Genomic DNA, 20,673 nt, shown 5'->3' on the forward strand with positions numbered 1-20,673 from the left:
TTTGACTTCTTCATCCAACAAGGAACTCATGAAACCCCGTCTCACCGCCTTTGCCCTCGCCCTGATGCTGGGCTGCCTCACCATCCAGGCCGGCGCCGCCGATGCCGGCGCGTCGCCGAAATACAGCCTGCGCGAGCACTACACCAAGTACGAATTCCGCATCCCGATGCGCGACGGCGTGCGCCTGTTCACAGCCGTGTACGTGCCCAAAGATGCCGGCAAGACCTATCCCTTCCTGATCCAGCGCACGCCATACAGCGCGGGCGTGCAGTCGGGCGGCGAGCTGCACTACGGCGTGGACTTCTACCCCGAGCACATCGGACCGTCGCAGGACTTCGAGAACAGCGGCTACATCTTCGTCAAGCAGGACGTGCGCGGACGTTATATGTCCGAAGGCAAATGGGTCGAGATGACGCCGCACGTTGCGCCCAACCGCGCCAAGGGCCAGGGCAATGAAAGCGAGGACATGCACGACACCGTCGAGTGGCTGCTGAAAAACGTCGCCAACAACAACGGCAAGGTCGGCATTCTGGGCACCTCGTATCCGGGCTTCTACACGTCGGCCAGCATCATCGATTCGCATCCGGCGATCAAGGCGGCATCGCCGCAGGCGCCCGTCACCGACTTGTTCATGAACGACGACTCGTATCACGGCGGCGCCTTCATGCTGGCGGCGAACTTCGATTTCTACTCGGCCTTCGTGGAAGCGGAAAATCCGACGCCACTGCCGAAAACCTGGGACCGCTTCGACTACGGCACCGCCGACGGCTACGAGTTCTTCCTCAAGCACCTGACGCTGTCCAACATCCTCGGCACCATGTCGGCGAAACAGCGCGCGCTGCTGCAGCCGACCATCGAGCATTCGACCTACGACGACTTCTGGAAAACCCGCAACATCGCGCCGCACCTGAAGAACATCAAGGCCGCCGTGCTGACCGTGGGCGGCTGGTATGACGCCGAAGACCTGCAAGGCCCGCTGACCACCTACAGCAGCATCAAGCGCAACAATCCCGGCATCTACAACGGCCTGGTGATGGGCCCGTGGTCGCATGGAGCCTGGGGCCGCGCCGACGGCAAAACCCTCGGTTACATCAAGTTCGATGCCAAGACCGGCGAGCAATTCCGCAGCAATATCCTGTATCCGTTCTTCGAACAACACCTGAAAGGCGTGGCCAACAAGAACGTGTCGGAGGTGTATGCGTTCGAGACCGGCAGCAATGTCTGGCGCAACTACGCCGCCTGGCCGCCCAAGCAAACACAGGCGCGCACGCTGTTCCTCGGACCGAATGGCACGCTGGGCTGGAAGCAGCCTGCAGCGGGCGAAGCCTACGATGAATACGTGGCCGATCCGCGCAAGCCGGTGCCGTTCACGGCCTATCCGGCGCAGGGTGCGCCGAAGGAATACATGGTCGGCGACCAGCGCTTCGCGTCCTCGCGTCCGGACGTGCTGACCTATCGCAGCGAGGTGCTGGAGGAGGACATCACGCTGGCCGGGCCGGTCAAGCCCAAGCTGTTCGTCTCAACAACCGGCACTGATGCCGACTGGGTCGTCAAGCTGATCGACGTTTATCCGGCCGAGTATCCGGGCGGCGGCGACGACGAGGAACGCGGCCCCGATGTGCCGAAACCGACCCTGACCATGGCCGGCTACCAGCAGCTGGTGCGCGGCGATCCGCTGCGCGGCAAGTTCCGCAACAGCTTCGAAAAACCGGAGCCGTTCACGCCAGGCAAAGTGGAGGCCGTCAACTACGCGATGAGCGACGTCAACCACACTTTCCGGCGCGGCCACCGCATCATGGTGCAGATCCAGAGTTCGTGGTTCCCGCTGGTGGATTTGAATCCACAAACCTTCGTGGACATTCCAAAGGCCAAGCCCGAGGACTTCCAGAAGGCCACGCAACGCGTATATCACGCGCCGGCGATGTACTCCGGCGTCGAGGTGCAAGTGTTGCCCGGCTTGCGCTGATCCTTGATTTGGAGGCATAATTCAGTTGATAACGATTCTCATCTAGCCAGCCAACCTCTCGTCCGACGAAGTAGCCAGCCACACACTACTTCAAGGACATCATGGCACTGAATAAGAAACCGCTGGCGTTGATGCTGGCCAGCCTCACCCTCACCAACGCCGCGCTGGCACAATCCGGCGCGGCGCCGGAACAGACGATGGCAGTCGTCACCGTCACCGGCGAAGCCGATGGCTACCGTCCCACCACCTCCACCAGCGCCACCAAGATCGACGCGCCGCTGCGCGATATTCCGCAAACAGTCAACGTGGTGCCGCAGGCATTGCTGCGTGACCAAGGCGCGCGTTCGCTCCAGGATGTGCTGAAAGCCGTGCCAGGAATCGGCATGTCGACCGGCGACGGCCAGCGCGACCAGGTGACGATACGTGGTTTTAGCGCCATCAGCGACCAGTTTGTCGATGGGATGCGCGACGATGCGCTGTATTTCCGCGACCTGTCGAACGTCGAGCAGGTTGAGGTCATCAAGGGCCCGGCGTCGGTGCTGTATGGCCGCGGCTCGTCCGGCGGCATGATCAACCGCATCACCAAGAAGCCGGGCACGGACCGCAGCGAAGTGAGCCTGCAGGCTGGAAGCTGGGGGCAGAAGCGCGGCGAATTCGACCTGGCGCGCAATGTGGCCGAGCGCGGCATCGCTTTCCGCGTCACCGGCGCGGTGGAGGATGCCGACAGCTATCGCAACCAGCAATTCCTGAAGCGCGAAGCGCTGGCGCCGTCGCTGCAATTCAAGCTCAGTGCGGACACATTATTGCTGCTGCAAGCAGAATACCTGCACGACAAACGCCTGACCGACTTCGGCATCCCTTCCTACCAGGGCCGGACGGTCGATGTGCCGCCGAGCACCTACTACGGCGCCGCCAACGCCAAGGATTTCGACTACAGCGAATCGCGCGTGCACGCCTTCGGCTTTACGCTGGATCATCGTTTCAACCAGAAGTTCTCGATCCGCAATGCCTTCCGCCACTACAACTACACGCTGGACCGCAACAACACGCTGATCGGCTCGGTCAACGAAGTGGCAAAGACCGCCTCGCTGACGCGTGGCAACGTGGCGCGCGATGAAGACGGCTACACCAACCAAACCGAGCTGACGCAACACGCGGAACTGGCCGGCATGCAGCATCAGGTGCTATACGGCGTGGAATTCGGCAAGCAGAACAAGGATCAGCTGGTGCGCTCGCAGGCCAACGTGGCGACCGTGTCATTGTTCAGCCCGATCAACCCGGTTGTCCCATTTACGGCCGGTGGTGCGCCTACGGCGAACAATCTGGGTATTTTCAAGGTCAGCAGCGCCTACATCCAGGACCTGGTGACGATGTCGGCGGAATGGAAGGCCCTGGCCGGCATCCGCTACGACAAATTTGAACAGGAAACCGTCGAGCGTCGAGCCGGTGTCGCCAGCGTGGCCCGCACCGACCGCAACTGGAGCCCGCGTGCCGGTCTGGTGTACCGGCCGAGCCAGGTCCAGTCCTACTATGCCTCGTTCAGCCGTTCCTTCCAGCCGTCGGGCGAAGGCTTCGCTCTGGCGGTCAATAACGCGGACATCGCACCGGAAGTCACCAAAAACAAGGAAGTTGGCGCCAAATACGACCTGTTCGGCGGCCGCGCCTCGGCCGGAGTGTCGCTGTTCCAGTTGACGCGCACCAATATGAAATCGTCCGACCCTATCACCAACAAGCTGATTCCACTGGGCACCCAGCGCACCAACGGCCTGGAATTGACGTTCAGCGGCGATCTGGGTGACGGTTGGCAGGCATGGTCGGGTTATTCCTATCTGGACGCGTCGATGCTGAAGTCGATCGCCAAGGATGACGGCCAGCTGGTGCAGGGCAAGCGCCCTACGCTGACGCCCAAACACAGCGCCAATCTGTGGGTCAGCAAGGCGCTGGCGGGCCACTTCGGCGTTGGCGGCGGCCTGAACTACGTCGGCGAGCGCTTTGCCAATCCGGGTAACACGGTCGTCCTGCCGGGCTTTGTGACGGCGGACGCCATGGCCTACTACCGCCACCGCAACATCGATCTGACGCTGAACGTGATGAATCTGCTGGACAAGGCCTACATCGTAGCCGGCCACGGCAGTAGCAAAAACCTCAGCCTGCCCGGTGCACCACGCTCGGTACAGTTGACGGCGCGCTATCGTTTCTGATCGTTTGAACGTCCGGGTTGTTAACAAATTCTGTGGATAAGCTTGTTAACAAGCCGGACTGGACAACGCTAAGTTGCTGTTTCAAAAGCAAAATAGACCGCTGCGCAATTTTGTCGCAGCGGTAACTTATCCACCGCGCCGGCGTTCGATCAACTCGAAAATCCCCATGCCGGCCAGCATCGCCAGCACGAACAAAATGGCCTTCGGCAAGCCCATTCCCAAGCCGACCAAGGCCGGACCGGGGCAAAAGCCGGCAATTCCCCAGCCTGCGCCGAATAATATCGACCCGATTACCAGGCGGCGATCGATTTTAGTTGCAGTGGGTAATTTCAGTTCAGTGCCGAGCATAGTTGTTTTACGACGGCCGGCATATAAAAATGCAAAAAAACCTACCGCGATGGCGCCGCACATGACGAATATCAGCGAAGGATCCCATTTTCCGGTCAAATCCAGAAAACCCAGTACTTTGGCGGGATTGGCCATGCCGGAGATAATCAGGCCGAGACCAAATAGCAGTCCGCTTAGAAATGCGATAACCATTATAGGTGCCTTATCAAGTAGACAGTAATAAAACCGGCCGCCATGAAAACAATGGTCGCCGTAATTGAGCGCGGGGACAGCCTGGATATTCCACAAACACCATGCCCGCTGGTGCAGCCGCTGCCGTATCGGGTGCCGATGCCGACCAATAGTCCGGCAATAATTAGTGCTCCGGTATCCGCCTCAGCCTGAATCTCGGGCCACGCGTAAAATACGCCATAGGCTATCGGCGCCAGTATCAACCCGGAAATAAAGGCAATACGCCAGAGAATATCGCCACGTGCAGGCCGCAACAATCCTCCCAGAATGCCGCTGATGCCGGCAATTCGGCCATTCAACAAGACCAGTATCGCGGCGGCTGCGCCGATGAGTATGCCGCCCAGCAGCGCGGACCATGGCGTGAAGTTCAGAGTATCTATCGTCATCCGCTGCTCCTACGGGCGTGCGCCAGAAAGCGGCGCGAACAAGCCAATTGTTGGCATAATTTTACTCTCCCAACAGAGCCAAAGACTCCAGCCAGGACGCTTTCCAGGGGCGCAGGTCCGGCTGGGTGGCAAAGGCCTTCTTCAAATGCGACATCGGTACCCGATAGACATCATTCAATCCCAGCGCCAGCGTTACGGGATTCCACAGATGGATATTCTTTCCGGCGCGGGAATTCTTTCTTACCCGCGCACCGTCATCGCCGAATATGCCGATGCCGCTCGCCAGTGACTTTTCCCAATCCAGCTTGGCCATGCCGCCGAATACGCGCAGCACTTCTTCCTTGGTAATCCCTTTAAGAATCTCCTTCGGAGGTGCTGCTACAACTTCCTCTTTCGGGTTCAATATATTTTCCAATACATTGGCGATATCCCGGTGGAAGAAACGCAGGGCATCCAAGGGCATGGTGATACCCGGCGGTTTCAGTTTAAAGACTATCTTGTCCGAATCGCGCGTCATCCGGATTAATACATCGCTGCTGCCGGCGGCAAGCCGCTGGGTGTCTTCGATAAAGAATATCGGTGCGGGATAGCGGGTAATCCCCTCGGCAAATAAGCCGGCATATTCCTCCGAATAATCCAGCCAGACATGGGGAGTCAAACCTGCCTCCAACAAGCGCGCCAGGTTCCATGGCGTGCCGGTCTGTTCACTTAACCAGGAACAGGTTTCTTCGGTGGTCGCATTGTTGGGCAGTGTGCCGGAGGTCATTTTCTTCTTTCAGAATTTTCGGATGCAGCAGTGTACCAATAATATGCGCGCTTTAAGCGGCGCCGTCCGCCCTCCATGACGGCGTGCCGCCAATTTTGACACCCAGATAAATCCCCAGGCGGCGCCAGGCCGGAATGCCGTCGGCTTCCGACGCCTCGCGCAGCACGCGGTTGGCGGTGGCTTCGTCGCACACCTCGTGGTGGTGGTAGAGCCAGTCGTGGATCACGGCCGCCTTGTGCGAGGTGTCGCCGAACAGCAGGTACAGCACCGGCAGACGCGGCACGCTGGCGTAGTCGGTCAGGAAGCCGGCTTCGACCTCGATCACCCTGCCGAGGATGGCTGATTGGTAGCGGAACGGCGCCATCACGCGCCAGATGCCGCGTCCGCCGGCAGCCAGGTCGTCGACGCACTCGGTGATCAGCGGGGTGAGGAATGCGGATTTCATGGCGCCTCCGGACGGTCGAAAATGGACAGCTGGCGGCCGCGCATCACGGCGATCAGCTTGTCGGCGTATTGCGGATCGGTGGCGTAGCCGGCGGCGGCCACCGCGCGCGCGAACGCTTCGCCGCCACGGCAGGAGAATGCCGGTTTGTAACGCGGATTGGCCAGCAGGAAAGCGGCGTGGTCGTCGATGCAACCTTGCCAATCCGGATACTTGCGCCAGCGGGCCGGCTGCATCTGCCACTGGCCCTTGAGGAATTCGCGGGTGGGCATCAGCAACACGTCTCCGCGCCAGGACGGATCGGCCTTGACGCCGAACAGGTTGCGGGCTTGCAGCGCCAACTGCGACGCGCCCCAGCCGGATTCGAGTGCCGCCTCGGCGAGCGCGAAGCTGGCCGGCACCCGGGTGCGGGCGGCCGAGGCGCGGGCGGCGGGGCCGACGGCGGCGATGAAGTCGGCGGGGGTCATGGCAGCTCTCCTTCCGACTCGGGCGTGATTTTGCCGGTCTTCCATTCCTTCCACATGTGCCAGCACTTGTGGACGATCATCAGGCCGACATAGAACAGGGTCGCCAGGTGGACCAGTTCGGGCAGAGTGATGCCGATGTATTCGGCGCCGACGACGGCGATGGGCGGCGCCGTCTTGGCCAGCATGGCGGCGCCGGTTTCGATGGTTTCGTGTGTCATGCGCATGTTCTCCAGGCATAAAAAAAGCCACCCGAAGGTGGCTGTGGTGTTGAACGTTGCAGGGCTACTGCGGGATGCCGGCCAGGATCTGCTGCACCCGCTCCGGCGACGCGAGGATGCCGCCGCCGGGGCCGGGCGACGCCGGCTTGGCCAGATAGGCGATGATGTCGCGCACCGAGGCCAGGTTGGGATCGGTCGGCTTGTCGAGCTGCACCGACAGCTGGTACATGGACCAGAACTCTTTCACCATGGCATCATTGGAAGTTTTGATTGCAATGCGCTCCGCCGGCGTGAACGCCATATAAAGCGTCATCGGGGTCAGCGTTGGAAGTGGAGCAACCGGTGTGACCGGTTGCGTCGCCATTGGGTTGTTCCAAAAGCCACCGGACAGCGTTGCACCATTCAGCGTACCGTCCGGCACAGTGATGAACTGGGCCGCTATCGTTGGGTGGAAAATCGTCACCGGGTTCGTGGTGGTGACATCCACAGCAGTACCGTTGACACTTCTTGCGTATGTGGTCATTTCTAGCCTCCAGATTTCAATTTAAATTCACCGCACCATCCCTCGTTGCACATCGGAGGGAATTGGGCGTAGGTCCCACCATTCGTTACGATAGGGATAGCGGGGAAGCGACGACACAGGCCCAACCCGTCATCGAAGGCAAGATAGAACTTGCACGCTTGGCAGTTTTCCATATTTACCACTCCACTACACAAAGTCCGCTACCACCGCCTTGGCTGTTAGAAGATCCAGCGCCACCGCCGCCGCCAATTCCGCCGGCGCCACCAGTAGATGCGCCACCACCGTTGTTGCCGCCACCGCCCCCGCCAACTCCGCCACGGCCGCCTGCCCCTGTGCTTCCGCTAAAACCACCACCGCCTGCTCCAGGTCCTCCAGCACCACCGCTGGAAGAACCAACTGCACCGCCGCCGCCCGTAAAACCGTCGAAAGGGAAACGGATAACTGCATTGATAGGGTTCATATTCCCGTTAGCAGCTGTATTTGCGACAGCATAGTTACCGCATACATCCGGTGCTCCAGAACCATCGGGAGGACTATTGCCAAAGACAGAGGCGCCACCGTATCCTAAAGACTTGCCACCACCGACACCACCGCCACCGCCGCCCGCGGGACTGCCGCCCGGGCCAAGTTGCGATCCTGCTCCGCCACCGCCTAAGCCACCGCTACCGCCGCCACTGGCCTGATAGTCTCCGCCCATTCCGGCACCACCGACACCGAAGCTAGCACCACCACCGGTTGCGGAGATAAGCGCCCCAAACGACGTGCTCCCCCCTGCACCCCCAGTACCACCACCCGCACCAACAGTGACGGTATATGGTGTTGCCGGCGTAACAGTAAATACACCATGGGCATATCCGCCGCCACCACCACCGCCACCGTTAGTTGCTCCGCCGCCGCCGCCGGCACCGACCACACGCACGCGGATTGAAGTTACACCTGTGGGAACGGTGAATGTACCGCTCCATTGAAAAACGACCCAACGCCCGGTCCCAAATTCCCCCATGTAGCCGGGAGGTGTGATCTTCGTTGGCAAAGCACCGCTAACTGCGAGTGAACCTGTAACGTTTGTGGTACCAACTTGTTGAGTTGCTGACTGTCCCATCTTTTTCTCCCTTACATTCCGTGAGCGCGGACGCTCACATTTGCTGTGTCGCTGCGCGCCCACACCTTTTCGTTAATTGAACAGACGAGACCGGTATCCTCAAGGATCCCGTTCGCAGGAACTGTCACGTCGTAATCAACATAGTCGGTCGCAGCGGGGGTGCCCCCCGTTCCGATCGCGACACGCACCCTGACCGCTGCTGCGTTTCGATTCGCAAAACGCAGATTGAACGTTTGTGTTGCCCCCGCCGTGAAGAGCAGCGTGTCAGCGCCCCCCGCTGGCAGGTCGGCAGAGCCGAGTTTTCCTGTTGCCATATTGCCTCCTTAGAGTTGTCCAAAAAAGTATTGTTGCGTCGGGGAGGTGCCCAACGCCTGAGCTTGCGCTAGCGTGACCGCATGCTGTGACTGGGTACCAGGGCCAACCTGAAGCGCACCACCAGTACACCCCAGCAGCACCCACGAATTCAAGGTGGCATGCCACATCAGTTCGATCTCGCCGCCAGCGACGATCTCGGCACCTTGCAGCGACGCATGTGCGCCGCCGACAATCGCCTTGGCTGCTAGCCCGTTTGGTGAAAAAGTCGCAGCGCCGGTATTGCCGTTGGCCGCTTTGAACTCCAGCACCATGCCATCCGTTAGCGAAGTCACCGCCGGGTTGTAAGCGGCCGCGTAAGCATTCGCCACGCCGGTGTCAACGGCGTAGCACAGGCCATTGTTCTGGACCTGAGCCTGCCCCGCGGCCTGCGGCAGCGCCAGCGTCAAGAACGGCGCCCCCGCCACCACCGCGATGTTCGGCGCCGGCACCGTGGTCATGCCGTAGTCCACCTGCACGCTGTAGGCGCCGATCCAGCCAGAGTCGGCCGTCGGCGTCACCTGCGAACCGGTGTTGGCCATCGCGCCGGCCTTGACCTGCACCGCGCATTTGCCGCAGCGGATGGTCATGCTCGACGTGCCCAAACCGCCAGGGCCGCTGTACGGTATGGCCGGATTGCTGGCGTTATAAAACGGCAGCACCAGCGCCCCCGTGTCCACCTCCTGGAACTGCACCTGCACCAGGTAGTTGATCGACTTTCCGGCCGTGCCCGGCGCGGGAACGGGCAAGGCGATCGGGTCGGCCAGGATGCCCTGCTTCAGCACCTGGCGCGCGTCGGCGCCCAGCGACGAATACGGCGTGGCGTCGACCGCCGCCATTTGATACACCTGGCCGGCGGCAATCGCCGCCGTCAGGCCCGTGCCCGGCGTGCAGGCCAGGCCTTGCAACACCGGCGCCGTGCCCAGCACGGCCTGGGCGAGTTTGGCGAGACCGATCATGGCGAACTTGTTGCCGTTCAAAATGTCGGTCTCGATCAGTTCCTCGCCGTTATAAACAGTTGCGCGATCCATACTGCTCCTGAAAGAAAAAAGGCCGCGGGTAGCGGCCTTGTGGATAAAAACTACGCAGCAGCACTTACAGCAGCTGCACCCAGACCGTCACGTTATGCGGCCGCACCGCATCGATGGCGGCGTAGATGTCGGCGTCGCCGATGCCGTATTGCGGCGTGCCCGGCAACGGCCGGTACACCTTGACGAAACACTCGTACGGCGTCGTGCTCAGCGTGCCGTAGCGCCCCTGGCCGTAGAAGCCGGTGGGCTGGCCATACGCGCCATAGTCCTGCGGCCTCCCGGACTCGATCAGGATCGGCGTGCGGCCGGTGATGTCCTGGCACAGCTTGACTACGCCGGCGCGCGTGCCGCGCTCGCGGAAGATGTTGGCCTGGATCGCGGTCCGGTAGCTCTGGTCGGTCTGGTACGGTTGACGCTGCAAGCCGAGGCCGAAGAAGTCGCCGGCGATCATGTCCAGCCAGCCGTCGCTGGCGGTCAGCAAGCGGCTCTGCTGCCTGACGTAGGCCAGCAGCGCATACACAAAAGACCAGCCCGCCGCCCAGCCGGACAGCAAGGCGTCCAGCACCGGCGTGCTGTCGCTGAACCAGGTGGGCAGCGTGGCCTTCAGGCGGGCGACGATGTCGCCGTTGTCCCCGGCCGCCATCAGGACACCGTCACGGTCGAGAACTTCAGCACCTGCCGCGCCGTCACCGCGACGTCGGCACTGCCGCCGTTGAGCTGCATCGCCGTCACGTTGGTGACGCCGGGCGAGGCGTCGTACGCCACCTGCGCCAGCCGGGTGTAGGTCAGCGTCTGGCCCAGCGCCAGCGCGTTGATGTAGTTCTGGATCGCGGCCTGCACCTGCCCGCGCGTGGCGACGGTGTCGTAGCCGGCGGCCAGGGTCACCGCCAGCGAGACCGCAACCGGCACGATCACCGGCGTGTACACGCCGAAGCGCGTGGTGATCGCCCGCACCGCTTCGATGGCGCTGCTGACGGCGTTGATAAAGCCCGCCGACGGCGCACCGGAACCATCGTCCACCACCACGTAGAAGTAGCCGAGATCGGCCGTGCCGTTGTACTGCTGGTTCTCGGTGATGGTGTAGACCGTGCCCGGCTGCACCGAGCTGATCGCGTAGCCGATCGCGGCCCGGGTGGCGCGCGACAGCGAGGCGATGTAGACCACGAAGCGGGTCCGCAGCGCGGCGTCGGTTTCCGCGTCGGCGCCACCGGAGAAGGACAGCGCGTTGCTGACGGTGTCGACATACGTCACCGCCTGCGACAGCACGCTGACCTGGCCGGCGCCGGCGTTGCCCGCCGCTTCGGCGACGTCGGCGCGCACCGGCACCGTCAGGCTGGGCACGCCGGCCGCCAGCACATAGCCGTCCGCCGTCCAGGCCGGGTGGCTGGTGTCGGCCGCGACGGTGTAGCTGCGGCTGCCGTCGGCGGTGCGCACCTGCGTGCTGAACGGGATCAGCGCCTGGCTGGTCGGCGTGAAGCGGGCGAAGGTGACGGCGCCCACCGCAGGCAGGGCCGGCAGTCGCGCCAGGCCGTAGTCGGCGATCCAGCTGTCGAGATCGGCATCGCTGGCGGTCGCGGCGCGCATGGTCGACAGCAGTTGCATGGCGATGCCTTGCAGCCATTGGGCCAGCGCGGCGTTGGTTTCGACCAGCGCGCGCAGCATGGAGCCGATGGTGAAGTCGATCAGGCCCGAAGTCCTGGACTGGATCGCCGCCACCTGGTCGGCCACCAGGGTGGCGAAAGTTTTGGTAGAGATGCTCATGATTTACCTGTTGAGGTTGAATGCCAGATTGACCGGCTGCTGGACGTCGGCATCGACGTACTGGATGCGCACGCTGATGCCGTTGTCGATGGGACTGATCAGGATGACCGGATCAGGCTGGTGCGAGACGATGGCCTCGTTGAACAACTGCTCGCGGATCAGCGCGCGCAGGCGGCCGGCGTCCAGCGTCTTGCCGATTTCCTGCGACACGCCGGCGCCATAGTCCAGCTGCCACAGATAGTCGCCGGCATTGGTCAGCAGGCGCCGCAGGATGCGCTGCTGGCCTTCCAGCGTGCCGCCGCTCAATGCCAGGTCGCCGGTGACGGACAGCGCCAGGTCGCCGCCGATGTAGTGGGAAAGATCGCTCACACCGGTGCTCCCGTCATCCCCGGGCCGGACTGCACGCCGGGATGAGTATGGGTACGCAGGCTGACGCCGGCACCCCTGACATCGCCGCCGACGGTCAGCTTGCCATCGACGCTGCCATCGCCGCTGACGGCCAGCTTGCCGGCGATGGAAGCATCGGCGCTCACGGCCAGCTTGCCGCTGATGGTGGCGTCGCCGCTGAGCTTGAACGTGCCGCTATGGTTCCAGCTCGACGCCGCCGACGTGATGCTGCCGTCGCCGTTCAGCGTGATGCTGGCGCCCTGGCCGTCGCTGAACACGGCGGCGCCGCTGTTGAGCAGCTTGAACTGCGCGCCGTTCTTGTGCACGGCCCACAGCTCGCCGCTGGGCGCGGGCAGCGGCCGCGCCTGGTCGCTGTAGAAGCGGCCGACGATCAGGCCGGCGTCCATGCTGGCTTCCTGGAATTCCAGCTGCACCGTATCGCCCGAAGTGGGCGGACTGAACAGGCCCCAGCCGTTGCCGCTCCAGGCGCTGGTGATCGGCAGCCAGCCGATCTCCACGCCTTCCGGCTGCAGCAACACCTTGGCGCTGTAGGTGTTGGGGTCGTAGCTGGTGACGGTGCCGATGCGCGTGCGCGCCAGGCCCTGCCCGGCCGTCTGCGACACCAGGCGGATGCTGTTGATGAGATTGTTCATGCGTGCTCCTCCGGCTAAGTTTTGGCGTTGGTATTGGTGTTAGGGATTTGGTTCCTGGCTTCGACCGACATACTGAAGCCGCCGTCGGCCGAGTAGCGGCGCGTGACGGAGGCCGTGTAGTAAGCCTGGTCGAAGGCGCTGCCGGTGTCGCTCACCTGGATCAGGCTGGTCGGCATCAGCAGCACATCGCCCGGCAGGTCGGCTTTCAAGCTCATTTCGTGCGCCGACAATTCCTGCAAGATCGCCTTGGCCTTGGCCTTGGCCTGGCTGGCGTCGAGATTGGGAAAGGTGCGCACGTACTCCTGCGGCTCGCCGTCGAACGGCACGGCCGCGCCATCGCTCACGCGCTTGCGCTCGGCCACTTCGCTGACGGCCTGGTTGGTCTTGCTGTGGAAGGACAGCACTTTCACGCGCAAGTCCTTGGCCAGCGACAGATTGCGCTGGAAGCCCAGCTGCATGGCATTGGACTCGGCCACGCCGCCCGCCTGCCAGCGCAGCACGTAGGGATCGGCGCTCTTGGCGGTGCGCGGTTCGAAGTGCAATGAACGGCCGCGCACATACACCTGGTAGCCTTCGTACTGCGCCAGCCTGGTGACGATGTCCCAGTAGCTGACGTTGGACGCCACCAGCGCCTTGACGATCTGGTAGTAGCCGCCGGCCGCCACCGTGGTCGGCGTCACCACCGGCGTCAGGCCCTGCGCCTTGGCGATCTGGCTGACGACATCGGACGCCACCAGCGTGCCGCTGCTGAACACCTTGGTGCGCTTGAAGTCGATCAGCCTGGAGCTCAGGTCGCGCCCCGCCAGCACGATCGTGCCGGCGTCGAGATCGATGTCCAGCGTGTCGGCATAGCCGATCAGGAAGCTGGTCAAATCGGACTTGGCGACCTGGCCGGGATCGGCCGGAAAGCCCAGCAGGAACTCCAGCTCCAGCTGCTCCTGGCGCGACCAGAAATCGATGCCGCGCCCGGCCGGCTGGGCTGCGATGGACAGCGTCAGCCGGAAGGTGTCGGCCACGAAGAAGGCGTTGTTGTTCACCTCGAAGCCGATCACGCCGTCCAGCGCGGCGCCGTTGGCATAGACCATGCCGCGCGGCCGGTTGGCGGCGCCTGTTGGCTGTGCTTGATTGATCATGGGCCGGGTACTCCCCCATTGTCCGGCGGCGTAGGCGGTATCGCCAGCGTCCGCACACCCGTCACCTGGGGATCGGTGACTTTGTTGGCCTGGGCGATGGCGATCCACTTGGTGGCGTCGCCGTAGACCTTGGCGGCCAGCCGGTACAGGCTGTCGCCGCCGACCACCACCTTCTGCAAGGACGTCACCGCCCCCGAGGCGCGCGTCAGGTTGGCTTCAATGCGGCCGACCACGGCCTGCAACTGGTGCAGGTCCGGCAGCTTGACGGCCGCGTCCAGTTGCCTGGTCAGCTTGGCGGCCTGCTGCGCGACCGGGTTGTTGGGCAGGATGCCGCCCAGCGTGGTAACGGTCTGCAGCACCGCGCCGGCCTCGGCGATCATGCCCTTGACCTGGGTGGCCACGCCGCGCACCGGTTCCAGCACGCCGTTGATGGTCTTGCTGCCGGCCTGGACGAAATCGGACACCGACTTGATGCTGTCGTTCATCGTCTTCATCAGGCCGGTCAGTTTCGGATCGCCGACCTTGGCCGCGATGGCGCCGGCCTTGGCGGCGTCGGCGCTGATGGCGGCGTTCAGGTCGGCGGCCTTGGCCGACGGCCGCGCGCGGGTGCTGTCCTCGACCACGTCCAGCTCCAGCGTGTAGCGCACGCGGTGGCGCTGCTCCACCACGTACTTGAAGCTTTTGACGACGACGCGGTATTTGTATTCGAAAAAGCTGAGCTGCTGCTGGCTGCCTTCCACCCGCATCAGGTCGATGGCGCGGGCGCGTTGCAGCGCGCTGGCGCCAAGGAACAGGCCGGACCACTGGATCGGATCGTCCTCGGCGCCCATCGCCTGCACCACGCGCACGCCGCCCGGCAACTGGTGCACCACCAGCTTCTGGCTGCCGCCGAGCGGGATGCTTTCGGGGATTTCAAAGTCCTGGAAAGTCTCGCTTCCCAGGGTCAGGGTAAATGCTGTGTTTGCCATGTGTCTATCCTGCGTAGGCGACGGAGGCGAGGTTCATCGTGCCGTCGAAGTTGTTGGGACCGGTGGGCGGCCCGGCCATCCGCGCGCCCGCTTCCTGGAGCACGCGGGTGGTGATGCCGCGATAGTCGAGCTTGTTCTCGACCTTGAACACCGGCGCCGGCGCGGGCGGCGGCACCGCGTTGATGGCCATGCGCGGTGCGACGGGCGGCAAGCTGCGCGGCGCGGCAACCGCGCCCGTCGCCGTTGCGCCAGCAGGAATGGCTGGCGCATTGGGCTTGGGCGCATCCTTGTGGAACCAGTACCAGGCGCCGGCGATCACAGCACCCAGCGCGACGATGGCGGCAATCACCGCGCCTACCGGCGTCAGCAACGCCGCTGCTGCTTCGCCGAACGCGACAATGCCCCCGACTATCATCCGCAGCACCGGCCAGACTTGCTTGGCAGCCTTGCCCAGCCAGGAAAAATTACCACCCAACGCGAGTACCGTGCCGCCTATCTTCAGCGCGCCGGCCAGCAAGGCGAAGGCGCCAACCGCAATCTGCGTCAGCACCGGGAAGCGCCCCAGCCAGTTGCCCAGTTTGTCCATGGCCTTCGCGAAGAACAGCAAGGCGTCGGTGACTTTGGGCAGGTACACGCTGCCGATCACGGTCAGCAAATTCTTCCACGCCTGCGCCGCCGCCAGCTCCGCGCCCTTCGGCGATTTCAGGTACTGCTGGTAAGCGCTGCCGTAGTTGCTGGCCTGCTGAAACTTCTGCGTCTGGGATTGCAAACGCGGCTGGTTGACGATCTGGTCGCCGATAAAGCTCGCGGTGTGCTCGTCAAAGTTTTTCGACAGCAGCGACACCATCTTGACGTCGTCGATCTTGCCGTACTTCTTGCGGATCGCCGGCGCCAGCACCTCGGCGATGAATTTGTCGGGACGGTGCTCCATCAACGCGGTGTTGGCCGCGCTCAGGCCGGCCTCGCCGCCCTTGCCGCCTTTGCCCTTGCCACGCGCTTGCAGCAGGCCCAGCTGGGACAGGAAGCCCTTGGCCTTGCCGTCCATGCCGCCGCCCACCAGCGTCGCGTAGGCGCCCTGTGCATTGGCGCCGGCCGTCTCGCCGGACTCCTGCGCCATGTAGGCGGAGAACTGGCCGTACAGATACTCCTTGTCGAAATGCTGATACGCCTGCTTGCCGGCCTTGGCGGCAGCCACGAATTCCGCACCATTGACCTTGCCGCTGGTGGCGAAATTCACCTTCGATTGCAAATCCAGCTCGCTGCGCATCACCGCCTCGGCGCCGGTGACAGGCGTGCCGCGCAAGGCCAGCGCCTTGGCGGCATTCGCGGTCTGCCCCTCGACGTCCTTGCCGCCGTTGGCGACCTTGGCCGCGAACGAGTATTTGGCAAAGTCCTCCGACAGGGCCAGCGATTTCGGCAAGTCGCCGAGTGCATCGTTCAGCTCGCGTATGCGGGAGATGTTGTCGGCAATGCCGGTGCCCAGCGTCTTGTGCGACAGCGCGGCCGCCTTGGCATACACGGCGGCATTGTTCTGCGCGCCCAGGTTGAGCGTCTCGAAATCCGACTGCGCCTGCGCGGCCTCCGCCGCCGCCTCGTACGGCGACTTGAGCGCGCCGAACATCTTGTCGGCGACGCCGGCCATCGCTTCGCCAGTCTTTTTCTTCTTGTCCTTCTCGTCGTCCTTGCCCTTGAGCTTGGCCAGTATCTCCTCCAGCGCGGACAGGTTCTTCTGCGCCCTGCCCGCGCCATCTTCGACCAGCTTCAGCGCCTTCGCGATCTCCCGCAAGCCCTTGCTGGCGCCATTGGACAGCTGTAACTTCAACATCATTTGGTATGGTTTTGCCATGGGAACTCCTGTAAACCGCGCCCTACTTCCTGGGCATCCAGCGCATCGCGGCGAAATCGAATTCGCCGCCCTCTTGCTCGCCCAGGGCGATGGCCCAGGCAGTGCCGACCTCTTCCGGCAGGCTCAGCGCCACATCGAACGGAACCCCGTTCTTCACCAGGTACACGACCGTGGCGAATGCGGGGTTCCGTGCTAGTTTTTTACGGCGGCCTCGGACACGGCGGCGTCGGCCTGCTCCGCCACATGGCCCATGACGGCGCTGATGCCGTCCTCGCCCAGGCGCGAGATCAGCGCTTCCAGCTCGCGCTTGGTCGAAGGCGGCGGCTGGTCGTCGCCGTCGATCTGCGTCACCCACAGCAGCGGCATGACCATGCCCATGTAGACCTCGTTGCGCGCCGAAGCGCCGACCGTTTCGACGATCTGGTACTGGCGCAGCACGTTGGGCTTTTTCAGGCCGATGCGCAGGCCGCCCGCAACGACGGTGGCGACCGCGTTGGCGGCCTTGACGATGTCGTCCGACACCGTCTCGATGGAAATAGTTGGTTTGTTCATTGCAGTTCCTGTTCGATAAAAAAAATGGCGCGCGGCCGTATGGACGCGCGCCTTGCAGCACGGGCTTACTGGACTTTCAAGCGGCGCGAGGCCATGAATTCCAGTTTCATCTTGACGGTCTTGTCGCCTTCGCGGGCGCCCAGCTCGGTCAGCTTGTAGACCACTTTTTCATAGCGGTACTGCGAGACGCCGCCGTTGGGTTCCTGGATGGTTTCCTGGATGAAGCCGTACGGCACGTTCATGCCGTTGTAGTAGTTGGCTTCGGCCTGGGCCCAGAAGTCGTCCAGCGTGCTGTCGAAGCGGTCGATTTCGAACGAGCCCTTCCAGCCGTTGTGCGTGACCGTGTGGCGCGCTTCGCCGTCCAGGCCGGTGCGCTTTTCCTCGGTGGTGACAGGTTGGGCGTCGAACTTCATGATCGCCGTGGTGGGAATGTTCAGGTTGCCGCTGGCCGTCGTGATGACGACGCGGATGTCCTTGCCCAGGGTTTGATTTGCTGCCGACATATGTCGCTCCAAATAAAAAAGCCGCCCTCAGGCGGCATGGATGAAAATGAAAACCGCCTTAGTTGGCGGCCACGGTGCTGGTGCGGGCGACCTGCACCGACTGGCCGCCCTCCATGTTGATCAGGAACTTCTCGACCACCGACAGGTACTGCACCTTGGCGTCCATCTGCATGTAGCCGGTGGCGATGCGCGGCGCCAGGTTGTTGCTCAGGTCGCAGATGGTGGAGAAGTCCGCCACCTGGCCCTGCTGCCGCATATTGGCCAGGAAGCCGTCGACGGTGGCCTTGGCCTGCAGACGGGTCGGATCGTCGGAACGGCTGGACTGCAGGCGGCCGACGAACTTGCCCATGCCCGCATTCAGCGTGTAGGCGATGTAGTTGGTCATGCGCGTGTAGTTGTCGCCGTTGGTCACCGGGTTGGACGAGGTGTTGTGGCCGAAGCGCGTACCGAAGTAAGCGCCGCCCGGCACCGGATTGGCGATCACGTCGATGCCCGCCTGGCCCAGCACCTGCAGCTCGGCCGCCGCGTACGGACGGCTCTGGATGCTGCGCTGGGTGGCGACGATGCCGTACAAGGCCTTGTTCAGGCTGGACTGCTCCGGCGACAGGTTGGCCAGCAGGCCCGCCACGAACGCTTGCGGCGAGATGACGCGGGTGATCGAGTTGACCGGATCGCTCCAGTAGACCCAGTCGCCCAGCAGCAGCTTGAACGCATACGAATCGATGTTGGCGGTGGCCTTGGCCGCCGCAGCAGCCGCCGGGGTATCGCCCTGCGGCGTCACGCCGACCATGTAGATGCCTTCGGACAGGCCGAACGCAGCCTGTGCCGCGAAGGTGCTGATGTCGTCGCAGTCGGTCAGCATGGCCACCGCCGCGCCGGAACTGCGCAGGCTGTACATGCCGGTGCGACTGCCCAGGTCGGAACCGAGCAGCAGCGCGCCGGTGATGTTGTTGGCGCCGTCGGTGCCGCCGGCGAAGTTCGAGCTGGCATAGGCCGGCACGCCGATGGCCGCGCCGGCAACCGCCGACACCAGCACCGACGCCGGACGCGCCACGCTGTTGCCGTTGTTAATGGCCGCCGCCATATTCACCCACAGCGCATTGCCGGCGCCGGGGATGTTGTCGAACACCTCGGGCGCGAAACCGGACAGCGCCAGCGTCACCTTGGCGGTGCCGGTCTGGCTGCCGGCGGCGATGGTGGCTTGCAGGCTGTTGCCCAGCGAGCCGGTGTACTTGCCGCTCAGCGTCAGCGCCGGGGTGCCGGCCACGCCGCCGGCCAGCGTGGCGCCGGATGCGGTGGCGCCCGCCACGGTGGTGGCCACGGTCAGCGTATTGCCGGCGACGCCGGGCACCAGCGCCGCCAGGTTCAGGGTATTGGCATTGAGCGCAAAGGTGAACTTGTCGATGTTGACGTCCAGCGAAGCCTGCAGGAAGGCCAGCAGCGTCGCCAGCGTCGCGCTCAGCGAGGCGCCGATGTTGACCTGGTTGCCGACCGCACCGCTGGCGACGAAAGTCACCACGGTGCCGGCCAGCGTCAGCGTGGTGGCGGCCACCGGATTGGCGGTGAACGCCACCGAGCCGGTCGCGGCGATGCCGGCCGACTGGATGGCTGCGGTGGCGGCCGTGTCGGTGCCGTCGGTCACGCGCACGCAGCGCATGCTGGCGGCGCCCTGCTGGACCGCGGCCGCCAGGGCGGTGCCCATGTCGTACTTGCGGTTCTGCAGCGAGCCGTGGATGCGCGCATAGTCGGCGGTGCTGCCCACCGGGGATGCGGAATTGACCGGGCCCCACTGGGCGGTGCCGACAATGCCGAGCACATTGGTCGGCACGCCATTCAGCAGTGACACGCTGGGCGGCACTATCTGTACGTAGAGATCTGGAACGATCAGCGCCGTCGTGTTGATGGCGCCTTGCTGTGATACCGGCATGTAAGCCTCCTAAAAATAAAAAAGCCCGCACATGGCGGGCAAGAAAGCAGGTGGAAGACGGCGTTACGAATACAGCGTCGTCGCGCCGTACTGCCCACCTGTTGCGAACTGCATCGCGACGCCGAGCTGTTCGGCGACGATCTGGGTTGCGCTGGCACTATCCGTGATGGCGTACTCCACGGCATAGAGAATATCGCGACGGAAAATGGTGGCATTTTCCATCGCATCGTTTTGCACGCTGCGCTTGTAGCGCAAGGTGCCGTTGGTGCCGTCGGCCAGCGCGACGCGCCAGGCGCCGGCCAGCGCCACGTCGATGGCGGCGGCCAGCGGATCGCGCGCGGCGGCGCTGTTGGCCCAGACCGAAATCTGGAACACTTTTTCCTGCCGGCGCAGCACGCGCATATTGCTGCCGCCGACGCCGACCCGCGCCACCAACTTGCGCACGCCTGGCACGCTGACGACGGCGCCGACGTTGCTGGCCGGGCGCTGCGCATTGAGCAGCGCGGCCAGGCCAGTGGCGACGGCGGTCGGCGTATCGCCGGCGCGCACCGCGTAGACCACCGGCAGGCCGTCCGCCAGCACGGCGGCGTTCTGCCCCGCCGCCGGCGTGCCCGCCACCGTCACGGTGCCGGCGCCGACAGTCAGGCTCAGCGTCGAGCTTGGAATGGCTTGCGCCATCCAGTCGCTGCAGGCCGGTTGCGTGACGCGTTCGGTGGCGGTCGGGAATACCGACACGTGGGCCTTGCCGGCGGTCAGGTCGGCGTTGAGCGTGGCGGCGTTGGGCCAGCCCGCGTAGATCACGGCGGTAACGCCGGTGACGGAGGCAGCGCCGATACCGTTGGGATAAACGGCGGCGCTGATCGCCGCCACCAGCGCTTGGGCGACATCAGTTTGATCGGCCATGGGGTTCA

Annotated in this window: 24 protein-coding genes; 2 read left to right on the top strand and 22 right to left on the bottom strand. The window is 63.8% G+C overall.

The genetic code is table 11. The features are described 5' to 3' along the window. The first annotated feature begins 28 nt into the window (after nucleotides 1-28). Both GEV01_RS19735 and GEV01_RS19740 read left to right on the top strand, forming a co-directional pair. A complete protein-coding gene (locus GEV01_RS19735; protein ID WP_152807278.1) occupies nucleotides 29-1,966 on the top strand; it encodes a CocE/NonD family hydrolase in 1,938 nt (645 codons plus the stop codon). A 101-nt stretch (nucleotides 1,967-2,067) separates the two neighbouring features. After that, entirely contained in the window at nucleotides 2,068-4,167 is a 2,100-nt protein-coding gene (locus tag GEV01_RS19740) for a TonB-dependent receptor (protein ID WP_152807279.1), read from the top strand. Between the two features lie 126 nt (nucleotides 4,168-4,293). On the opposite strand, the gene GEV01_RS19745 is transcribed toward GEV01_RS19740, so the two are convergent. From GEV01_RS19745 to GEV01_RS19845, 22 genes are all read right to left on the bottom strand, one after another. Then, nucleotides 4,294-4,707: a DUF6691 family protein gene (locus tag GEV01_RS19745; RefSeq protein WP_152807280.1), complete on the bottom strand. Its 414-nt coding sequence runs from the start codon at nucleotides 4,705-4,707 to the stop codon at nucleotides 4,294-4,296. Beyond that, on the bottom strand, nucleotides 4,707-5,132 hold the full coding sequence (locus GEV01_RS19750) for a YeeE/YedE family protein (protein WP_152807281.1): 426 nt from the start codon (nucleotides 5,130-5,132) through the stop codon (nucleotides 4,707-4,709). Before GEV01_RS19750 ends, GEV01_RS19745 begins: the two co-directional genes overlap by 1 nt. A 61-nt stretch (nucleotides 5,133-5,193) precedes the next feature. Continuing rightward, entirely contained in the window at nucleotides 5,194-5,898 is a 705-nt protein-coding gene (locus tag GEV01_RS19755; RefSeq protein WP_152807282.1) for a hypothetical protein, read from the bottom strand. Nucleotides 5,899-5,950: 52 nt separating this feature from the next. Further along, a complete protein-coding gene (locus tag GEV01_RS19760; protein ID WP_217428447.1) occupies nucleotides 5,951-6,343 on the bottom strand; it encodes a DUF1353 domain-containing protein in 393 nt (130 codons plus the stop codon). Continuing rightward, on the bottom strand, nucleotides 6,340-6,807 hold the full coding sequence (locus GEV01_RS19765; RefSeq protein ID WP_152807283.1) for a glycoside hydrolase family 73 protein: 468 nt from the start codon (nucleotides 6,805-6,807) through the stop codon (nucleotides 6,340-6,342). The genes GEV01_RS19760 and GEV01_RS19765 overlap by 4 nt, the downstream gene beginning before the upstream one ends. Continuing rightward, the gene (locus GEV01_RS19770) at nucleotides 6,804-7,031 is read right to left on the bottom strand and encodes a hypothetical protein (protein ID WP_051077212.1); all 228 of its coding nucleotides are present in this window, start codon (nucleotides 7,029-7,031) and stop codon (nucleotides 6,804-6,806) included. Before GEV01_RS19770 ends, GEV01_RS19765 begins: the two co-directional genes overlap by 4 nt. Nucleotides 7,032-7,089: 58 nt before the next feature. After that, nucleotides 7,090-7,548, bottom strand: a complete 459-nt coding sequence (locus GEV01_RS19775) for a hypothetical protein (RefSeq protein WP_152807284.1) — start codon at nucleotides 7,546-7,548, stop codon at nucleotides 7,090-7,092. 186 nt (nucleotides 7,549-7,734) lie between these two features. Next, nucleotides 7,735-7,995, bottom strand: a complete 261-nt coding sequence (locus tag GEV01_RS30805; protein WP_175023130.1) for a hypothetical protein — start codon at nucleotides 7,993-7,995, stop codon at nucleotides 7,735-7,737. A 666-nt stretch (nucleotides 7,996-8,661) separates the two neighbouring features. Then, a complete protein-coding gene (locus GEV01_RS19785) occupies nucleotides 8,662-8,964 on the bottom strand; it encodes a hypothetical protein (protein ID WP_152807285.1) in 303 nt (100 codons plus the stop codon). A 9-nt stretch (nucleotides 8,965-8,973) separates the two neighbouring features. After that, complete coding sequence (locus tag GEV01_RS30810) at nucleotides 8,974-10,032, bottom strand: hypothetical protein (RefSeq protein WP_175023151.1); 1,059 nt, start codon at nucleotides 10,030-10,032, stop codon at nucleotides 8,974-8,976. 64 nt (nucleotides 10,033-10,096) lie between these two features. Further along, nucleotides 10,097-10,675 carry a hypothetical protein gene (locus GEV01_RS19795; RefSeq protein WP_152807286.1) on the bottom strand — a complete coding sequence of 193 codons (579 nt, stop codon included), beginning with the start codon at nucleotides 10,673-10,675 and terminating at the stop codon, nucleotides 10,097-10,099. Further along, entirely contained in the window at nucleotides 10,675-11,793 is a 1,119-nt protein-coding gene (locus tag GEV01_RS19800; protein ID WP_152807287.1) for a baseplate J/gp47 family protein, read from the bottom strand. Before GEV01_RS19800 ends, GEV01_RS19795 begins: the two co-directional genes overlap by 1 nt. Nucleotides 11,794-11,796: 3 nt before the next feature. Beyond that, complete coding sequence (locus GEV01_RS19805; protein ID WP_328595563.1) at nucleotides 11,797-12,162, bottom strand: phage tail protein; 366 nt, start codon at nucleotides 12,160-12,162, stop codon at nucleotides 11,797-11,799. Further along, nucleotides 12,159-12,833: a phage baseplate assembly protein V gene (locus tag GEV01_RS19810; RefSeq protein WP_152807288.1), complete on the bottom strand. Its 675-nt coding sequence runs from the start codon at nucleotides 12,831-12,833 to the stop codon at nucleotides 12,159-12,161. Before GEV01_RS19810 ends, GEV01_RS19805 begins: the two co-directional genes overlap by 4 nt. 14 nt (nucleotides 12,834-12,847) lie before the next feature. Then, nucleotides 12,848-13,966 (bottom strand): phage late control D family protein, encoded by a 1,119-nt coding sequence (locus GEV01_RS19815; RefSeq protein WP_152807289.1) that lies wholly within the window; start codon nucleotides 13,964-13,966, stop codon nucleotides 12,848-12,850. Continuing rightward, nucleotides 13,963-14,934 (bottom strand): LysM peptidoglycan-binding domain-containing protein, encoded by a 972-nt coding sequence (locus GEV01_RS19820; RefSeq protein ID WP_152807290.1) that lies wholly within the window; start codon nucleotides 14,932-14,934, stop codon nucleotides 13,963-13,965. The genes GEV01_RS19815 and GEV01_RS19820 overlap by 4 nt, the downstream gene beginning before the upstream one ends. A gap of 4 nt (nucleotides 14,935-14,938) precedes the next feature. Continuing rightward, nucleotides 14,939-16,780 carry a phage tail tape measure protein gene (locus GEV01_RS19825; protein WP_152807291.1) on the bottom strand — a complete coding sequence of 614 codons (1,842 nt, stop codon included), beginning with the start codon at nucleotides 16,778-16,780 and terminating at the stop codon, nucleotides 14,939-14,941. Between the two features lie 22 nt (nucleotides 16,781-16,802). After that, nucleotides 16,803-16,937, bottom strand: coding sequence for a hypothetical protein (locus tag GEV01_RS31340; protein ID WP_268878369.1), 135 nt, complete (start codon nucleotides 16,935-16,937; stop codon nucleotides 16,803-16,805). Nucleotides 16,938-16,972: 35 nt separating this feature from the next. Further along, nucleotides 16,973-17,332 (bottom strand): hypothetical protein, encoded by a 360-nt coding sequence (locus GEV01_RS19830; RefSeq protein ID WP_152807292.1) that lies wholly within the window; start codon nucleotides 17,330-17,332, stop codon nucleotides 16,973-16,975. 65 nt (nucleotides 17,333-17,397) lie between these two features. After that, complete coding sequence (locus GEV01_RS19835; protein WP_152807293.1) at nucleotides 17,398-17,835, bottom strand: hypothetical protein; 438 nt, start codon at nucleotides 17,833-17,835, stop codon at nucleotides 17,398-17,400. Between the two features lie 58 nt (nucleotides 17,836-17,893). Further along, the gene (locus tag GEV01_RS19840; RefSeq protein WP_152807294.1) at nucleotides 17,894-19,762 is read right to left on the bottom strand and encodes a phage tail protein; all 1,869 of its coding nucleotides are present in this window, start codon (nucleotides 19,760-19,762) and stop codon (nucleotides 17,894-17,896) included. 63 nt (nucleotides 19,763-19,825) lie between these two features. Next, nucleotides 19,826-20,665, bottom strand: coding sequence for a hypothetical protein (locus tag GEV01_RS19845; RefSeq protein WP_152807295.1), 840 nt, complete (start codon nucleotides 20,663-20,665; stop codon nucleotides 19,826-19,828). Nucleotides 20,666-20,673 lie beyond the last annotated feature (8 nt).

Origin of the sequence: Rugamonas rivuli (assembly GCF_009380165.1) — a bacterium.
GTDB classification, from domain to species: domain Bacteria; phylum Pseudomonadota; class Gammaproteobacteria; order Burkholderiales; family Burkholderiaceae_D; genus Rugamonas; species Rugamonas rivuli.

Bases quoted from the DNA above. Each gene is read 5' to 3' on its own strand.
- GEV01_RS19735 (WP_152807278.1), top strand. From the start codon at position 29: ATGAAACCCCGTCTCACCGCCTTTGCCCTCGCCCTGATGCTGGGCTGC.
- GEV01_RS19740 (WP_152807279.1), top strand. From the start codon at position 2,068: ATGGCACTGAATAAGAAACCGCTGGCGTTGATGCTGGCCAGCCTCACC.
- GEV01_RS19745 (WP_152807280.1), bottom strand. From the start codon at position 4,707: ATGGTTATCGCATTTCTAAGCGGACTGCTATTTGGTCTCGGCCTGATT.
- GEV01_RS19750 (WP_152807281.1), bottom strand. From the start codon at position 5,132: ATGACGATAGATACTCTGAACTTCACGCCATGGTCCGCGCTGCTGGGC.
- GEV01_RS19755 (WP_152807282.1), bottom strand. From the start codon at position 5,898: ATGACCTCCGGCACACTGCCCAACAATGCGACCACCGAAGAAACCTGT.
- GEV01_RS19760 (WP_217428447.1), bottom strand. From the start codon at position 6,343: ATGAAATCCGCATTCCTCACCCCGCTGATCACCGAGTGCGTCGACGAC.
- GEV01_RS19765 (WP_152807283.1), bottom strand. From the start codon at position 6,807: ATGACCCCCGCCGACTTCATCGCCGCCGTCGGCCCCGCCGCCCGCGCC.
- GEV01_RS19770 (WP_051077212.1), bottom strand. From the start codon at position 7,031: ATGCGCATGACACACGAAACCATCGAAACCGGCGCCGCCATGCTGGCC.
- GEV01_RS19775 (WP_152807284.1), bottom strand. From the start codon at position 7,548: ATGACCACATACGCAAGAAGTGTCAACGGTACTGCTGTGGATGTCACC.
- GEV01_RS30805 (WP_175023130.1), bottom strand. From the start codon at position 7,995: ATGCAGTTATCCGTTTCCCTTTCGACGGTTTTACGGGCGGCGGCGGTG.
- GEV01_RS19785 (WP_152807285.1), bottom strand. From the start codon at position 8,964: ATGGCAACAGGAAAACTCGGCTCTGCCGACCTGCCAGCGGGGGGCGCT.
- GEV01_RS30810 (WP_175023151.1), bottom strand. From the start codon at position 10,032: ATGGATCGCGCAACTGTTTATAACGGCGAGGAACTGATCGAGACCGAC.
- GEV01_RS19795 (WP_152807286.1), bottom strand. From the start codon at position 10,675: ATGGCGGCCGGGGACAACGGCGACATCGTCGCCCGCCTGAAGGCCACG.
- GEV01_RS19800 (WP_152807287.1), bottom strand. From the start codon at position 11,793: ATGAGCATCTCTACCAAAACTTTCGCCACCCTGGTGGCCGACCAGGTG.
- GEV01_RS19810 (WP_152807288.1), bottom strand. From the start codon at position 12,833: ATGAACAATCTCATCAACAGCATCCGCCTGGTGTCGCAGACGGCCGGG.
- GEV01_RS19815 (WP_152807289.1), bottom strand. From the start codon at position 13,966: ATGATCAATCAAGCACAGCCAACAGGCGCCGCCAACCGGCCGCGCGGC.
- GEV01_RS19820 (WP_152807290.1), bottom strand. From the start codon at position 14,934: ATGGCAAACACAGCATTTACCCTGACCCTGGGAAGCGAGACTTTCCAG.
- GEV01_RS19825 (WP_152807291.1), bottom strand. From the start codon at position 16,780: ATGGCAAAACCATACCAAATGATGTTGAAGTTACAGCTGTCCAATGGC.
- GEV01_RS19830 (WP_152807292.1), bottom strand. From the start codon at position 17,332: ATGAACAAACCAACTATTTCCATCGAGACGGTGTCGGACGACATCGTC.
- GEV01_RS19835 (WP_152807293.1), bottom strand. From the start codon at position 17,835: ATGTCGGCAGCAAATCAAACCCTGGGCAAGGACATCCGCGTCGTCATC.
- GEV01_RS19840 (WP_152807294.1), bottom strand. From the start codon at position 19,762: ATGCCGGTATCACAGCAAGGCGCCATCAACACGACGGCGCTGATCGTT.
- GEV01_RS19845 (WP_152807295.1), bottom strand. From the start codon at position 20,665: ATGGCCGATCAAACTGATGTCGCCCAAGCGCTGGTGGCGGCGATCAGC.